The sequence below is a fragment of the Ensifer adhaerens genome, from assembly GCF_000697965.2.
Taxonomy (GTDB): Bacteria; Pseudomonadota; Alphaproteobacteria; order Rhizobiales; family Rhizobiaceae; genus Ensifer; species Ensifer adhaerens.
Genome location: NZ_CP015881.1, coordinates 262,632 through 277,536 on the forward strand (window position 1 = coordinate 262,632; position 14,905 = coordinate 277,536).

Genomic DNA, 14,905 nt, shown 5'->3' on the forward strand with positions numbered 1-14,905 from the left:
GAAATCGTGGCTGAGACAGAAATTGGTGCCGGCAAGGGCCGTCGCAAAGCACTTTGGGCTGCTGTCGCGGTCATCGCGATCGCAGCCGCGGGTGTCGTCGGCGGCAAGTTCATGCTCGAAAAGGCGGTCGGGACCTTCATCGCCGAGCGCGGCGGGAAGGCCGGCTCGGTTGAGGCGGACTTCTTCGGCCGCATTCATCTGCGCGACGTCACGCTGCCTTTCGCCGATGGCGTCAGCGCGCGCATCGCGGCAATCGACGGACGTCCGAAGATCTTTTCGCTGAGCGGCAAGCTCGACGTGAAGGGCCTGGAGCTCGACCTGAAGGCCGCCAAGCTTTCCGTGCCTGCGGCAACGCTGGAAGATCCCGACTTTTTCGCAGCCGGCCTGACGGCAAGCGGGGAAAAGGCTGACCTTTTGAAGCGCATCGAGCGTTTCGCGGCAAAGCAGGTCTCCGCGCCGGAAGTGGCCATCGTCCAGAACGTTGCAAGCTCCGAGCAGAAGACGGTCTACAAGGATGTCCGGCTCGAGGATATCGCCAGCGGCCGCGTTGCGGGCTATTCGGCGAGCGGCGCCACGTTCGCCTTTGCCATGGATATTCCTGACGGCGAAGGGGCAACGAAGCGGGAAAAAATGGACGGCACCATGGGCGCCGTCACCGGAGAGAGCTTCGATGTGGCCTACATGGCCCGCATCTACACGCAAAAAGCCGGTCCTGAGGACAAGGAACCGAAGCTGCTCTACGGCCCGATCTCCGTAAAGAACCTTGCCTTCTCCGACAGCAAGTCGCGTTTCGGCTACGACGAAGTGCGCAGCAGCGGCCTCAGCGTCCGCATGCCGACCGAGCCGCTTCTCGAAACGCTCGAGCAACTCCAGGCGGTCAGCGATCCGCAAGCCCTGCCACCGGCGGAGCGCCAGGCATTCTTCAAACGCATTCTTTCGCTGGTCGACATGCTGGCAAAGGGCGACATGGAACTGCTCGGCCTGAAGATGGAAGTGCCGGAGCAGGAAAGCGCCGAGGGCAAGCTCGTGAAGCTCGCCGTCGACAAGATGGCGTTCCAGCTCAACGGTCGCAGTTTCGATGGCACGATGAACGGTGTCACGGCGGGCGAGGGGACCGACTACTTCAAGTTTGCCGAAGCCAGCATCAACGGTTTCTCCTGGGCTCCGACCATGGAGGCACTGACGAAGCTTGCGGGCCTGAAGGAGGAGGAATTCGAGACCTTCCCCTACACCACGCTGATGCCGGAATTCGGCACGATCCGGATCGCCGGGCTCGACGTGGACATGCCCGGCGGCGACCCGGCAGCCGTGACGGACAGTGAAACCGTCGAGGACGAGAGCGCGACCGAAACCGAGGTCGATCCGTCGATCAGTGCCGAACAGGCGCCGGAAGCCGAGCAGGTGCCGGACGAAACGACAAACGGCGAAGCCGCCAGCGACGCGGCGGTCCCCGGCGATGCAGCAGAAGAGCCGATGGCCGAGGCGCCTGCAGAGCAGTCGGCGGATGAAGCGACCGACGGCGAAGCCGCCAGCGGCGCGGAGATCGCCGGTGAAGTGCCGGAAGACCCGATGGCCGAGGCGCCCGTAGAGCAGTCGGCCGTGCCGTCCGTTCCGGAACGCGTTCGTTTCACGCTCGATACCTATGAAATCGCGCTGACGAAGCCGCGCAACGGCATTCCGACGGATGTCCGCGTCAGCTACCGCGACCTCAGCGTTCCGATCCCTGCGGACACGCAGGAAGAGGGCTTCAAGACGCTGCGCAAGATCGGCCTCGACAAGCTGGTCTTCTCGTCCAACGTCGAACTGTCGTGGGATGAGCCCAACGAGAACTTCGTCATCAAGCAGATTTCGCTGGATGGCAAGGACATGGGCAGCCTCTCCTTCTCCGGCGTCATGGGCGGCGCTTCGGAGGACTTCTTCTCTGGCGACCTCAATGCCGCGCAGATCGCGATGTTCGGTCTTACGGCGAGGGAAGTCACGCTCAAGCTCGAGGACAAGGGCATCATGGCCAAGGGCATCAAGCTCTATGCCGAAGATAACCACATGACCGAGGACAGCGTTCGCGGCCTGCTCGTGTTGATGACGAGCGCCGGTGTGCAGCATTTTGCCGCCACGCAGCCGAAACTGCAGGACGCGGCGACGGCGTTTACCCAGTTCATCAGCAAGCCCGGCACCTTCACGCTGAAGGTCAAGGCCAAGGATGAAGCCGGTGTCGGCGCGCTCGAACTGATGGGAGCTGCCGAAAACCCGGCGCTTCTGCTCGAGCAAGTCGATATCGAAGCCAAGGCGCAGTAAAATCTATCGCGGGCCGCGTCATCAGATGCGGCCCGCATTGCTTCAGTCGATGGCCGCCTGAAGGAAATCCCGAAGCGCTATCAATTCATCCTGCCCGATCTCGTGTGCGCCCCGATTGTAGAGGGCCCGGACATCAGCTTTCTGCCCCGCAAGATAACCGACCAGTTGTTCGGCGAGCGCCAATGGACCGGTAGGATCGTCTTGGCCGCCGGTGGCCAGGATCGGTTTGCCCTGAAGTCCGGCGTTGCCGGGTGGCACCCACGACACAAGGGGATGCAGCAGGACCGCTCGCTCGAACAGACCAGGATATTTGACCAGGAGTGCGGCGAGCAGCGTCGCGCCTGTGGCGTAGCCGATGCCATAGACGGCTTGGCCCGGGTACACACGCCGCCTGTCGCCGATGGTGTTCGCCAGGTCTTCCACGGAGGCCGCGAATGCCCGGATATCGCACAGCCCGTCAACGGCTGCCGCTCAGGGTTGCCAAGTTCTCCGATTTCTTCGAGAGCTACGTCACCGAGACGCGGCCGCTTTGAAGCGGCGGGATCATGCGGCATGAAGTCAATACAGAGCCGTTTGCGGCTAAATGTGAGCAAAGGATACAAGAAATTACTGGCAGCACCCCCCATGTTTTCTCGGATATGAGCGGCAATAGCGAGATGCCCCCTTGCGTCGGATCTTTCGCGCATCGAATCGGATTGCACGCGAGGAGTGAACTCCATCGCCAGGGGGCGGGGCTGGACGGATGATGACAGAGCCAAGCGGTATTGGAGCGTATTTTGGCGAGCCGAAGGCGCCGTTTCTCATGGTGCGGCCCGTGCGGGACGCCCGGTTTTCGGTGACGCGCCTGCGGTGCCGGCTGAACGGAGAACTGAGCCGCATCGTATCGCTGCCGGCCGACGACGCCTATTTCCTGATGTTCTACTTCAAGGATGTCATGCACTGCGACCTGGTGCCGGGCGAAAGCGAAAGTGAAATTCGCCGCTACCGGCAGGGGTCGATCTGTCTCGTCGATCTCGCTGAGGGCGCCAGTATCCGGCTCGTCAGCGATCTCGATTCACTCGCTTTCCATCTGCCACGGGCCTTGTTTCATGAAGTCTGCGAGTTTTCGCATGCTCCCGCCGCCACCAGTCTTAGATGCCGTCGCGGCGAGGTCGACGACGTCATGCACAATCTCGCCTTGGCGCTGTCGCCGCTTCTTGACGAGAGCGAGGGTGAACCGGGTGCGGTGCTGCAGCACATCGCCGTCGCCATCTGCGCGCATCTTCTGCATTCCTACCCGGATCGCGCCGTCGCATCCGGCGGCCCCGATCTGTCTGTGTGGCAGGAGAAGGCGGCCAAGGACTTCATGATCGACCATTGGGCCAAGGACTTTTCGTTTGCGGCAGCAGCAGCGGCCGCAAATCTTTCGGAAGAGGGTTTTGCCGCGGCTTTTGCATCCGTGACCGGCCAGACGCCGCAAGAGTGGTTGATGCGGTACCGGATCGGTCGCGCCAAGCGCTATCTGATCGAAGAGGGATGGTCGCTGAGCAAAACCGCCGCCAGTTGCGGCTATGCCGACGAGGCCCGGTTCGTCGAGGCCTTTCGTGAGGTGACGGGCGTGACACCCGCCGTCTGGCGCGCGCGCTGGCTGCAGTGAGGGTACCATGCTGACCTTTGACGCTCGGCGATGCATCGCTGGATTTGCCTCTATATTGCGACAGCCAACCGTTGTAGCATCCGCCCGGCCGCTGAAGCGGGCGGCTGAGCTGGAAATCGGGAGACCCTGACCGATGGCCTTGCAAGAAGGACTGAGCGCAGACGAACGCACACCGCGCCCGATCGCCAAGCGGATCAGCGTCGGTGACATCACCGTCACGAGAACCTTCTCGGATCGCTTCGATCTGGAAGTCGGGCCGCTGATTCCGGTCGCCGATGCCTTCAACGTCATCGTCCAGATGCATGACTTCGAGGCGCATCGCCTGTGGCGGCGTGGCGAACTCGTGTATGAGGGAGGGCATCCCAAGGCCTCGCTCGCGATCACCGATCTTCGCGACCAATGGCAGTGCCACCATCTGTCGCCCTTCGACAATGTCCGCTTCCACATTCCCTTTGCCTCTATGCGGAGCTTTACCGAAAGGGCCGGGCGCGGCGAGTATGTGTCGCTGTCTCCCGTGCAGGGACGCGTGGATCCGGTCATGTTCGGCCTTGCCCAGGCCCTGCTGCCCTCGCTCGATGAGCCGGACCGGGCCAATCTCCTGTTCGTCGAACAGATCAACCTTGCCGCATTGGCCCATCTCAGCCAGGCCTATGGCGGTCTGCATTTCCCCGTCGACAAGAAGGGGACGCTGGCGCCATGGCAGGAGAGGCTGGCGACGGAGTTTCTGGTCGCCCATTTCAACACGCCGTTCTCGATCGGCGATCTTGCGGCCCAGTGCGCGCTCTCGCGCAGCTATTTCAACAAGGCTTTCAAGGAAAGCTTCGGGCGCACACCGTCCAGGTGGCTGTCCGAATATCGGATCGCGCGGGTCAAGGAGTGTCTGCTTCAGGACACACCCCTTGCTGAAATTGCTATCCACTGCGGCTTTGCCGACCAGAGCCACATGACCCGGGTATTCACCAGCCTGACGGGGGAAACGCCGGCACGCTTCCGGAAAAAGAACCGGTCGGTCGTCGTCGCTGTGGATCGACCTCCGCAATAGGGTGGAAAGAGGGCGCGCCCTCGTGCAAAATTTTCAAAACAGGTGAAAAACGTGCAAGAATGATGCGGCGACCGGGGCAATCATAGGGCCGTTCCTGCAAATGATTTGGTGAAACCGAGAATGAGTTGCGCGCACGTTTACCCTGCGCACGGCGACTTACGTCTTTCGTTTTCGTCGTCACGGCAGGTGGGTTTGGCGGGCAGTCTCGACACATAGGAGCGAAGACGATGACGAATGTTTCCGCTGCCTCGGCCGGAGCGCGACCGCGCGACAGTCTCGGATGCTCGCTCGACCAGCTGGATGACGACAGGACGATCGAAGGCCGCGACATGGTCTTCCACCGCAAGCGGTCGACAGCGGGACCGCCGGGCCAGGTCACGACACCTGGCAACGGGCGAGGCTATCTGATCGGCCTATCGCTTGTGGGCGGTCATCGCCGCCGGGTTTTCGGAGCGCACCACTCTGCGACCCAGGAATTCGGCCAAAACTCGATCTACGTCAGGAACTTTGCCGACGATTATAAAGCCGATCTCAAAGGATCCTTCGATTTCACCTTGCTTGAAATCGGCCACGGTGCGCTCGAACGCATCGCAGACGCGGCAAATGCTTCTGGCGTGAGCGAGCTGCGGCCCGTTTCCGGCTCGCCCGACCCTGTTCTCGGCGGCATGCTCGGCGCTTTGTTTGCGTCGGTGGACGGATACACGGATCGAAGCGCGCTGTTTGTCGACCAGCTCTCGGTGGCAATCGGCGTGCATATGGTCCGGCAGTACGGTAACGGCCGTGGCGAGAGCCTTGCCGGAGGACGCAGGCTTTCGCAGCGCTGCCAGGCAAAGATCCGCGATCTGGTGCAAGCCCGTCTGGATGGCGAGCTCACCGTCGAGGACATGGCTGCGACCTGCAATCTGTCGCAGGCGGCTTTTTTGCGTGCCTTTCGCGAGACCATGGGCAGCACGCCCTACCGCTGGCTGCTGCAGCAGAGGATCGAAAAGGCCAAGGATCTGTTGCAGTTCTCGCCCACGTCCCTAAGTGGAATTGCCGTCGTCTGCGGCTTTTCGGATCAGAGCCATTTTACCCGGGCCTTTGCGCAGGCCGCAGGTGCCACGCCGCGCCAGTGGCGGCGCAGCCGACAGTCGTAACCCTCTGAAAGTACACGCGCCCTGCCGGCTGAAGGCGAGCGAAACTTTCAAAAATCCACCTTTGGCGACAAGAACGGGTCGCCGGTCGGCGGCATAGTTGGGCCTCTCCAATCGGAGTTCAGTTTCAACAGTAAGAGGTCACGACCATGTCTGCGACAGCGACCCCCGGTAAACTCCTCGTCTCGCCCAAAGACCACACCCTGATCATGATCGACTTCCAGTCGCAGATGTCCTTTGCGACCAAGTCGATCGACGCGGTGCTCCTGCGCAACAACGCAGCACTTGTCGCCAATGCGGCGGCAGGTTTCGGCGTTTCGACCATCCTCACGACCGTTGCCGAAAAGACCTTCTCCGGCCCGATGTTCTCCGAGATCACCGATGCCTTCCCCGGCCAGAAACTGCTGGACCGCACCTCGATGAACACCTGGGAAGACGTCGCGGTGATCGAAGAGGTCAACCGCATCGGCAAGAAGCGCCTTGTCATGTGCGGGCTGTGGACCTCGGTCTGCATCGTCGGCCCGACCCTCTCGGCGCTCGATCAGGGATTCGAGGTCTATGTCATCGCCGACGCCTGCGGCGACGTTTCGGATGAGGCGCATGAGCGGGCGATGGACCGCATGGTGCAGGCCGGCGTCCGGCCGATGACCTCGCTGCAATACATGCTCGAGCTGCAGCGCGACTGGGCGCGCCCCGAGACCTACGACATGACCACCGGTATCGCCAAGAAGTTCGGCGGTTCGTATGGCCTCGGCATCATCTACGCCAAGTCGATGTTCGGCGCGTCCGAAGGCCACTGACAGAACGCTTCCGCGCTCTAGATTAACGCTCTGGCCGCCTCGCTGCGGCCGGAGCGCCACCTTTATCCCCTAAAGGAGTTGGCGATGAAGATGTACCTTCTCTCGCTTGGAGCCGGGCTGGTCGTCGGCGTCATCTATGCGCTGCTCAACGTCCGCTCGCCGGCGCCGCCGGTCATCGCGCTGATCGGTCTGCTTGGCATTCTCATCGGGGAGCAATCCGTCCCCCTGGTCAAGCGCGCCCTGTCGGGTGAGCCGGTCAACCTCTCCTGGTTCAATCGGCAGTGCATGCCGCACGTGTTCGGCCATCTGCCCGGCGGGCAGATCGCAACCGGCACGGCGAAGGATGCTGCCGGCACCGACGAAAGGGCCTGACGATGCCGACTAGACGCTCGTTCCTCGGTGCCGCCTCGTCGCTGGCGCTGCCCGCTCTCTTCCCGTCGGCCCGCACCGCCGGCGCCCAACAGACCGGAGATACTTCGATGACGCCCGACCTGATCCTTCACAGCGGCCTCGTGACGACGCTCGACCGCGCCAATCCGACTGCCACTGCCGTTGCCGTCAAGGATGGCCTGATCCTCGCTGTCGGTGACGACAGGACGATCATGGCGCTGGCAGGCTCAGGCACAAAGACCATCGACCTCAAGGGCAAGCGCGTCCTGCCGGGCCTGAACGACAATCATACCCACGTCGTGCGTGGCGGCCTCAACTTCAACATGGAGCTGCGCTGGGACGGCGTGCGCTCGCTTGCCGATGCGATGGACATGCTGAAGCGGCAGGTGGCGATCACGCCGGCGCCGCAATGGGTGCGGGTCGTCGGCGGCTTCACCGAGCACCAGTTCGCCGAAAAGCGGTTGCCGACGATCGATGAGATCAACGCGGTCGCGCCCGATACGCCGGTGTTCCTGCTGCATCTCTATGACCGGGCGCTGCTCAATGCCGCGGCGCTACGCGCCGTCGGCTACACCAGGGACACGCCGAACCCGCCGGGCGGCGAGATCACTCGCGATGCCAGCGGCAACCCGACGGGGCTGCTCTTGGCCAAGCCCAATGCCGGCATCCTCTATTCGACGCTCGCCAAGGGGCCGAAGCTGCCCTTCGATTACCAGGTCAACTCGACCCGTCATTTCATGCGCGAGCTCAACCGGCTCGGCGTCACCAGCGTCATCGACGCCGGCGGCGGCTTCCAGAACTACCCGGATGACTATGCCGTCATCCAGAAGCTCTCGGACGAGGGCCAGATGACGGTCCGCCTTGCCTACAACCTCTTCACCCAGAAGCCGAAGCAGGAGAAGGACGACTTCCTCAAATGGACGTCGTCGGTCAAGTACAAGCAGGGTAACGACTATTTCCGCCACAACGGTGCCGGCGAGATGCTGGTGTTTTCCGCCGCCGACTTCGAGGACTTCCGCGAGCCGCGCCCGGACATGCCGCCGGAGATGGAGGGCGAACTCGAAGAGGTCGTGCGCATTCTTGCGGAGAACCGCTGGCCCTGGCGACTGCATGCCACCTATGACGAGACGATCACCCGTGCGCTCGACGTCTTCGAGAAGGTCAACCGGGATATCCCGCTTGAGGGCATCAACTGGTTCTTCGACCATGCGGAGACGATCTCTGACCGCTCGATCGACCGGATCGCCGCCCTTGGCGGCGGCATCGCCGTGCAGCACCGCATGGCCTATCAGGGCGAGTACTTCGTCGAGCGCTACGGCCATGGTGTCGCTGAAGCGACGCCGCCGGTGGCCAAGATGCTGGCAAAGGGCGTCAACGTCTCCGCCGGCACCGATGCGACCCGCGTCGCATCCTACAACCCCTGGGTTTCGCTGTCGTGGATGGTGACCGGCAAGACTGTCGGCGGCCTGCAGCTCTACCCGCGCGCCAACTGCCTCGATCGCGAGACGGCGCTTCGGATGTGGACCGAGAAGGTGCAGTGGTTTTCAAACGAGGAAGGCAAGAAAGGCCGGATTGAGAAAGGGCAGTTCGCCGACCTCATCGTGCCGAACAAGGATTTTTTCAACTGCGCCGAGGACGAGATTTCCTTCCTCACGTCAGAGCTCACGATGGTCGGCGGCAAGATCGTCTATGCGGCCGGCGAATTTGCCTCTCACGACGAGAACAAGGTGCCGCCGGCAATGCCCGACTGGTCGCCGGTCCGCACCTTCGGCGGTTATGCCGCCTGGGGTGAGCCCGAGGGCGCCGGAAAGCGCTCGCTCCGGCGCACCGCGATCACGTCGTGCGGCTGCGCCAGCGATTGCGGCGTCCATGGCCACGATCATGCCGGCGCCTGGACGTCGAAACTGCCGATCGCCGACCTTAAGGGTTTCTTCGGCGCGCTTGGATGCTCCTGTTGGGCGGTGTGACGATAGCGGAAGGGAAACGCAGAATGCGCACGAAAGCCGGCGCCGTCGCGATGGCCGCGGTCTCAATCTTGCTCAACGCATCGCTCGGATCGGAGCAGGCCTCGGCCTCGCCGACTGAGGGCGTCCGGCACCTCTCGGCGAAAGTCGTGGTGAACCATCCGCCGGCGAAGCATGGAGCCTACTACCAAGGCATATCCCAGAGCGCGGTCACCGCTTTGAAATGGCCGAAAAATCGATGACGGCGGCTTTGCCGCCCATCAAGCCGAAGACCGCCTGACAAGGAAACGAAAGATTGAGCCTCTCTTCCCTCGAAAACCGTCTCGCCGCTCGCCTCCGGCCGGGCCTTACCGGCAACCGTGTCATATTCGTCGGCTTGCTGGCGCTCTGCTCGGCCTATATCCAGGGACCCTTGACGAAAATTTTCGACTTCCCGGGCGCGCTTGCCGAGATGGAGCATTTCGGCCTCTATCCGGCACCGCTCTTTGCTGTCGGCGTCATCGTGTTTGAGCTTGCGATGTCGGCTCTCGTTCTCTCAGGCTTCTACCGCTGGGCGGCGGCAGGCGCGCTTGCGGCCTTCACCCTCGCCGCCACCTTGCTCGCATTCCGCTTCTGGGAACTGCCGCCCGGCATGGAGCGCGCGATGGCGACAAACGGTTTCTTCGAACATATCGGCCTTGCCGGCGCATTCGTGCTCGTTGCAGTTTATGATCTGCGCGAACGTGCATCCACGGAGAGGGGCGGCCAATGACGCAGGCAGCGACCAACAACGCCGGCACTTTCGCGCCCTTGCGCCAGAAGGTCTTCGCCGTGCTCTGGGTGGCGACGATCATCGGCAACACCGGCAGCTTCATCCGCGATGTCGCGAGCTCCTGGCTCGTCACCGACCTGTCGGCAACGCCCGCCGCCGTCTCGATGATCCAGGCGGCCGCGACGCTGCCGATCTTCCTGCTCGCCATTCCCGCCGGCGTGCTCTCCGATATTCTCGACCGACGCAAATTCCTGATCGTCGTGCAGTTCCTGCTCGCATCCGCGAGCCTCTGCCTGTTGTTCCTCTCTGCAAGCGGGCTGCAGTCGGTGACCTCGCTGATTGCGCTTACCTTTGTCGGTGGCATCGGCGCAGCGCTGGTTGCCCCCACCTGGCAGGCGATCGTGCCGGAGCTCGTGTCGCGACCGGACGTCAAGGGCGCGGTCGCGCTGAACTCGCTCGGCATCAACATCTCCCGCGCGATCGGCCCGGCGCTTGGCGGCCTGCTGCTTGCATGGTTTGGCGCGGCCGTCACCTATGGCGTCGATGTCATCAGCTATGTCTTCGTCGTTGCCGCATTGGTCTGGTGGCGGCGGCAGGTGCCGGAGGACGACGCGCTCGCCGAGCGCTTCCTCGGCGCCTTCCGGGCCGGCCTGCGCTATGCGCGCGCCAGCCGCGAGCTGCATGTGGTGCTTTTGCGTGCAGCCGTGTTCTTCGCTTTTTCAAGTGCGATCTGGGCGCTGCTGCCGCTGGTCGCCCGCCAGCTTCTCGGCGGCGGCGCCAGCTTCTACGGCATCCTGCTCGGCGCCGTCGGCGCCGGCGCGATCGGCGGCGCGCTGGTGATGCCGCGCTTGCGGGCCCGGATGGATGCCGACGGATTGCTGCTTTTGTCCGCGGTCCTGACCGCCGCCGTCATGGGCGTGCTTTCCTTCGCGCCGGCGCAATGGGTGGCGGTGGCGGCGCTGCTCGTCTGTGGTGCGGCCTGGATCACGGCGTTGACGACGCTGAACAGCACCGCGCAAGCGATCCTGCCCAACTGGGTGCGCGGACGCACGCTCGCCGTCTATCTGACCGTCTTCAACGGCGCGATGACCGGCGGGAGCCTTGCCTGGGGCGCGACCGCCTCGGCGATCGGCGTGCCCTTCACGCTCGCCGTGGCGGCCATCGGCCTTCTCTCAGTCGGCTTCGCCTTCCACGCCATGAAGCTGCCGAAAGGTGAGGCGGATCTCATTCCTTCCAATCATTGGCCGGAGCCCCTGACCAGCGAGCCGGTCGAACACGACCGCGGACCGGTTCTCGTCCTGATCGAATATACGATCGACAAGGCGGATCGGTCCGAGTTCCTGAAGGCGCTCGCCCGCCTGTCGCACGAGCGGCGGCGCGACGGCGCCTATGGCTGGGGCGTGACCGAGGACGCGGCCGATCCCGGACGGCTGGTCGAATGGTTTATGGTCGAATCCTGGGCAGAGCATCTGCGCCAGCACAAGCGCGTGTCGAAGGCCGATGCCGACATTCAGGACGATGTCCGCCGCTACCACAAGGGGCCGGCCGCGCCGGTCGTCAACCACTTTCTCGCGATCAACCACCCCCATCTCGGTTGACGCGGACCGCACGTCCCGGCGCGGATCTCGCGCCGGGGCCACATCTCGAAGACATACACCCAACCCAAACAAAGGAACCGTTCCCATGACCGAGAACTTCGTCAGGACTGAAGACGGCGTCGATATCTTCTACAAGGATTGGGGCTCGGGCCAGCCCATCGTCTTTCACCATGGCTGGCCCCTGTCGGCGGACGATTGGGATTCGCAGATGCTCTATTTCGTCAGCAAGGGCTACCGGGTCATCGCCCATGACCGCCGCGGCCATGGCCGTTCGACGCAGGTGAGCGAGGGACACGACATTGCACACTACGCGAAGGATGTTGCGGCGCTGACCACCAAGCTCGGCCTCAGCGATGCAATCCACATCGGTCACTCCACCGGTGGCGGCGAAGCGGTGGCTTACGTGGCGCGCCACGGCGGCGGCCGGGTTTCCAAGCTGATCATCGTCGGCGCCGTGCCGCCGATCATGGTCAAGACCGAAAACAATCCGGGCGGCCTGCCGATCGAGGTGTTCGACGGTTTCCGGGCGGCGCTTGCTGCCAACCGCGCCCAGTTCTTCCTCGACGTTCCGGCCGGCCCGTTCTACGGCTACAACCGCCCGGGTGCCGAAGTATCGGAAGGCGTCGTCCGCAACTGGTGGCGTCAGGGCATGATGGGCAGCGCCAAGGCCCATTACGAAGGCATCAAGGCCTTCTCCGAAACCGACTTCACCGAAGACTTGAAGGCGATCGACGTGCCGACGCTGGTCATGCACGGCGACGACGACCAGATCGTGCCGATCGACGACAGCGCGCGACTGGCGGTGAAGCTGCTGAAGAACGGCACGCTCAAGGTCTATGAGGGTTATCCACATGGCATGTTGACAACCCATGCCGATGTCATCAATCCCGACCTGCTCGCCTTCATTAAGGCCTAAAGCTCGGGCACGGTCCGCGGTGTCCGGGTATTGCGGACCGTGCCGGGACAACGCTACTGCATGGTTCCCTATTCATCGCCGGTTGTGCGGACGGAACATGCAGCGCTTCGAAGCGCTACAGCGCCCTCTATGCGCCTCAAAGGCGCGCGGCGCTGTAGTGCCGGCGCCGCACCGACAGCGGCGCGCAGCCGCGCCGGTTGCCAGGAATTCATCGTCAGTGTCTTCAGCGCGCCCGCTTCGGCCGGCGAACGGCCCGGACGACGCCGCTCGGGCCGCCGCCACAGAAGAAGCGCTCGCCGCCATCGGACTCCAGGCCCGATACGCCCATTCCGGTCGGCATGGCGACCGTTTCGAGCACCGCTCCCGTTTGCGGATCGATGCGCCTGATATCGCTTTCGTCACCCTCCCAGGTGCCGTGCCAGAGTTCGCCATCGACCCAGGTCACCCCGGTCACGACGCGCTTGGATTCGATCGTGCGCAGGATTGCGCCGTTCTCGGGATCGATCTGATGAATTTTGCGGCCCCGATGCTGCCCAACCCAAAGCGTGCCCTCGGCCCAGGCAAGGCCGGAATCGCCGCCACCGCCTGGCGCCGGGATTGTCGCGAGAATTTTCCCGGTTTCCGGATCGATCTTCTGGATGCGATCTTCGGCGATCTGGAAGAGGTGCTTGCCGTCAAACGCCGTACCGGCATGCGCGGCGACGTCGATCGAGCGGACGGGCGCACCGTTTTCCGGGTCGAAGGCGTTGATCGTGTCACCGGCGGCGAACCATACGTTCCGGCCGTCGAAGGTGACGCCATGGACCTGGTCTGCCCCGGGGAACGGGCCATATATCTGGATGATTTCGGCTTCGGATCTTTTCATGGGTCTGATCCTATTCGTTTGGCAAAGGGCCAGGGAGTAACAACACTGTCGGGAATGCGGCAATCGGCGGCACGACCCAGCGCCGTGCCCGCCCGCGCCCGATCGGCATAACCTTGCCTTGCGAGGCGAGCTCTTCGAGCGCCCGCTGCACGGTGCGCGCGCTGGCGTCGAGCGCGATTGCGAGCGCCGAACTTGACCAGGCCTCGCCGTCCGCCAGCAGCGCCCGCATCGTCGCATGTCGCTCGTCGACCGGCGGGGCAAGGACGACGACCGTGTGCTTGCCGTGCGGCACCAGCCGGAAGCCATCGCTCGTCGCCGTGATATCCGCAAGCGGGCGCAGTTCCTCGCGCAGCCGGCCGATTTCGACACGCAGCCTTGCCCGGTGGGATTCGTCGACATGTCGTGCGCCGAAGGCCCGGGCGAGCAAGGTTCGCCTTGAGACGTCTCCCGGCCAGGCTTCGCCCAGCGCGCGCGCCAGCGCAAAGAGCACCGGCCGAGTGGCAAGCGTGCACAAGGTCGCTTGTCTTCGGACGAGGTTCCGGCAGGCGTCGATGACGAGGGCGCCGGAAGCAAGCAGCTCTTCGACCTCGCCAAGCAGCAGCGAGCGCTCTTCCCCATCCGCCATGAGGCGGGCAGCCGGCGCTTTAAGCACGGCGGCCGCGTTTTCAACTTCCAAGATCAGGGCCGGAATGCCGGTCGCCCGTGCCGCTTCGCCCGCCCGCCCGAAGGCGGCGGTGGCGGCCTCGGTTCGCAACCGGCGCACGGCGATGCCGGCGAGCGCCAGGTCGTGGGCGGCTTTCGACAGCGGTGTCAGCCGCGCCGTATCGATATCGGCAAGCAAGTTCTCGGCCTCGTCCAGACGGCCGATCAAGAGCAGGCGCCGTGCCCCGAGATTGCGGGCGTGGGCGGCGTTGAGGTGGTCGCCATGGGTTTCGAGCGTCGAGCGGGCGGCGTCGAGCGCCCGCATCGGCCAGGAAAGATCACGGGAGACGATGGCGATCTCTGCCTCGGCGACGATGCACCGCGCCCGCGCCACCGCTTCCTTCGTGCCGAAGGCGCGCGCGGCGTTCTTCAGCAGGACCTTTGCGCGGGTGAAGTCTCCAAGCTGGGCCATGGCGATGCCGCGCAGCGCCAGTGCCGGCGGATCGTCGCGTAGCGCCACCCGCTTCAGCGCGCCGAGCGGGTCGCCCGACGCCAGTGCTCGCGCCGCGGCGGTGATCAGCGAATCCATCGAAATCCCGTCACACTTGTCACTCCCGCAAGCCGTGTTCCAGCCTTTATCTATCTCTCAGGTGGCAACGGACAACAGAAAGAAGCTTCGTCGCACAATCAAGCGGAAACAGTCGGGCGCATGCCTTCAAGGCTGCATCGAATGTGAATCTGCACCTATTATGAAATTCTTTCGAAGCTCCTGTCGGCTTGGCACCGGCGTGAGCGTCTTTCAATCGGGCGGGCGAGGGGATGTCCCAGGCACGGTCCGTCGCGCGATCAGGTTGCACAATTTTTCGGCGTGGC

14 protein-coding genes are annotated in these 14,905 nt (G+C 63.8%); 11 read left to right on the forward strand and 3 right to left on the reverse strand.

Going from position 1 to position 14,905, the window contains the following annotated elements:
* The first annotated feature begins 6 nt into the window (after positions 1–6).
* Positions 7–2,295, forward strand: a complete 2,289-nt coding sequence (locus FA04_RS20900; protein ID WP_034789566.1) for a prolipoprotein diacylglyceryl transferase — start codon at positions 7–9, stop codon at positions 2,293–2,295.
* Between the two features lie 42 nt (positions 2,296–2,337).
* Here FA04_RS20900 and FA04_RS20905 read toward each other — a convergent pair whose 3' ends face one another.
* The gene (locus FA04_RS20905) at positions 2,338–2,718 is read right to left on the reverse strand and encodes an alpha/beta hydrolase (protein ID WP_064817024.1); all 381 of its coding nucleotides are present in this window, start codon (positions 2,716–2,718) and stop codon (positions 2,338–2,340) included.
* A 319-nt stretch (positions 2,719–3,037) separates the two neighbouring features.
* On the opposite strand from FA04_RS20905, the gene FA04_RS20910 reads away from it, so the two are divergent.
* From FA04_RS20910 to FA04_RS20955, 10 genes are all read left to right on the forward strand, one after another.
* Entirely contained in the window at positions 3,038–3,931 is an 894-nt protein-coding gene (locus FA04_RS20910) for a helix-turn-helix domain-containing protein (protein ID WP_089043014.1), read from the forward strand.
* 133 nt (positions 3,932–4,064) lie between these two features.
* Entirely contained in the window at positions 4,065–4,973 is a 909-nt protein-coding gene (locus tag FA04_RS20915) for a helix-turn-helix domain-containing protein (RefSeq protein WP_034789564.1), read from the forward strand.
* Between the two features lie 227 nt (positions 4,974–5,200).
* The gene (locus FA04_RS20920) at positions 5,201–6,109 is read left to right on the forward strand and encodes a helix-turn-helix domain-containing protein (protein ID WP_034789557.1); all 909 of its coding nucleotides are present in this window, start codon (positions 5,201–5,203) and stop codon (positions 6,107–6,109) included.
* Between the two features lie 146 nt (positions 6,110–6,255).
* A complete protein-coding gene (locus tag FA04_RS20925; protein ID WP_034789554.1) occupies positions 6,256–6,906 on the forward strand; it encodes a hydrolase in 651 nt (216 codons plus the stop codon).
* Positions 6,907–6,990: 84 nt separating this feature from the next.
* Positions 6,991–7,278 carry a XapX domain-containing protein gene (locus FA04_RS20930; RefSeq protein ID WP_034789552.1) on the forward strand — a complete coding sequence of 96 codons (288 nt, stop codon included), beginning with the start codon at positions 6,991–6,993 and terminating at the stop codon, positions 7,276–7,278.
* Positions 7,279–7,280: 2 nt separating this feature from the next.
* Positions 7,281–9,263, forward strand: a complete 1,983-nt coding sequence (locus FA04_RS20935; RefSeq protein WP_064817025.1) for an amidohydrolase — start codon at positions 7,281–7,283, stop codon at positions 9,261–9,263.
* 23 nt (positions 9,264–9,286) lie between these two features.
* Entirely contained in the window at positions 9,287–9,502 is a 216-nt protein-coding gene (locus tag FA04_RS20940; protein ID WP_034790285.1) for a hypothetical protein, read from the forward strand.
* Positions 9,503–9,624: 122 nt separating this feature from the next.
* On the forward strand, positions 9,625–10,011 hold the full coding sequence (locus FA04_RS20945; protein ID WP_413814635.1) for a DoxX family protein: 387 nt from the start codon (positions 9,625–9,627) through the stop codon (positions 10,009–10,011).
* Entirely contained in the window at positions 10,008–11,609 is a 1,602-nt protein-coding gene (locus tag FA04_RS20950) for an MFS transporter (protein WP_034790280.1), read from the forward strand. Before FA04_RS20945 ends, FA04_RS20950 begins: the two co-directional genes overlap by 4 nt.
* 85 nt (positions 11,610–11,694) lie before the next feature.
* A complete protein-coding gene (locus tag FA04_RS20955) occupies positions 11,695–12,525 on the forward strand; it encodes an alpha/beta fold hydrolase (protein WP_034790278.1) in 831 nt (276 codons plus the stop codon).
* 223 nt (positions 12,526–12,748) lie between these two features.
* Here FA04_RS20955 and FA04_RS20960 read toward each other — a convergent pair whose 3' ends face one another.
* Together FA04_RS20960 and FA04_RS20965 are read right to left on the reverse strand one after the other, a co-directional pair.
* A complete protein-coding gene (locus FA04_RS20960; protein WP_034790276.1) occupies positions 12,749–13,390 on the reverse strand; it encodes a Vgb family protein in 642 nt (213 codons plus the stop codon).
* A gap of 10 nt (positions 13,391–13,400) precedes the next feature.
* Positions 13,401–14,621, reverse strand: coding sequence for a hypothetical protein (locus tag FA04_RS20965; protein WP_034790274.1), 1,221 nt, complete (start codon positions 14,619–14,621; stop codon positions 13,401–13,403).
* Positions 14,622–14,905 lie beyond the last annotated feature (284 nt).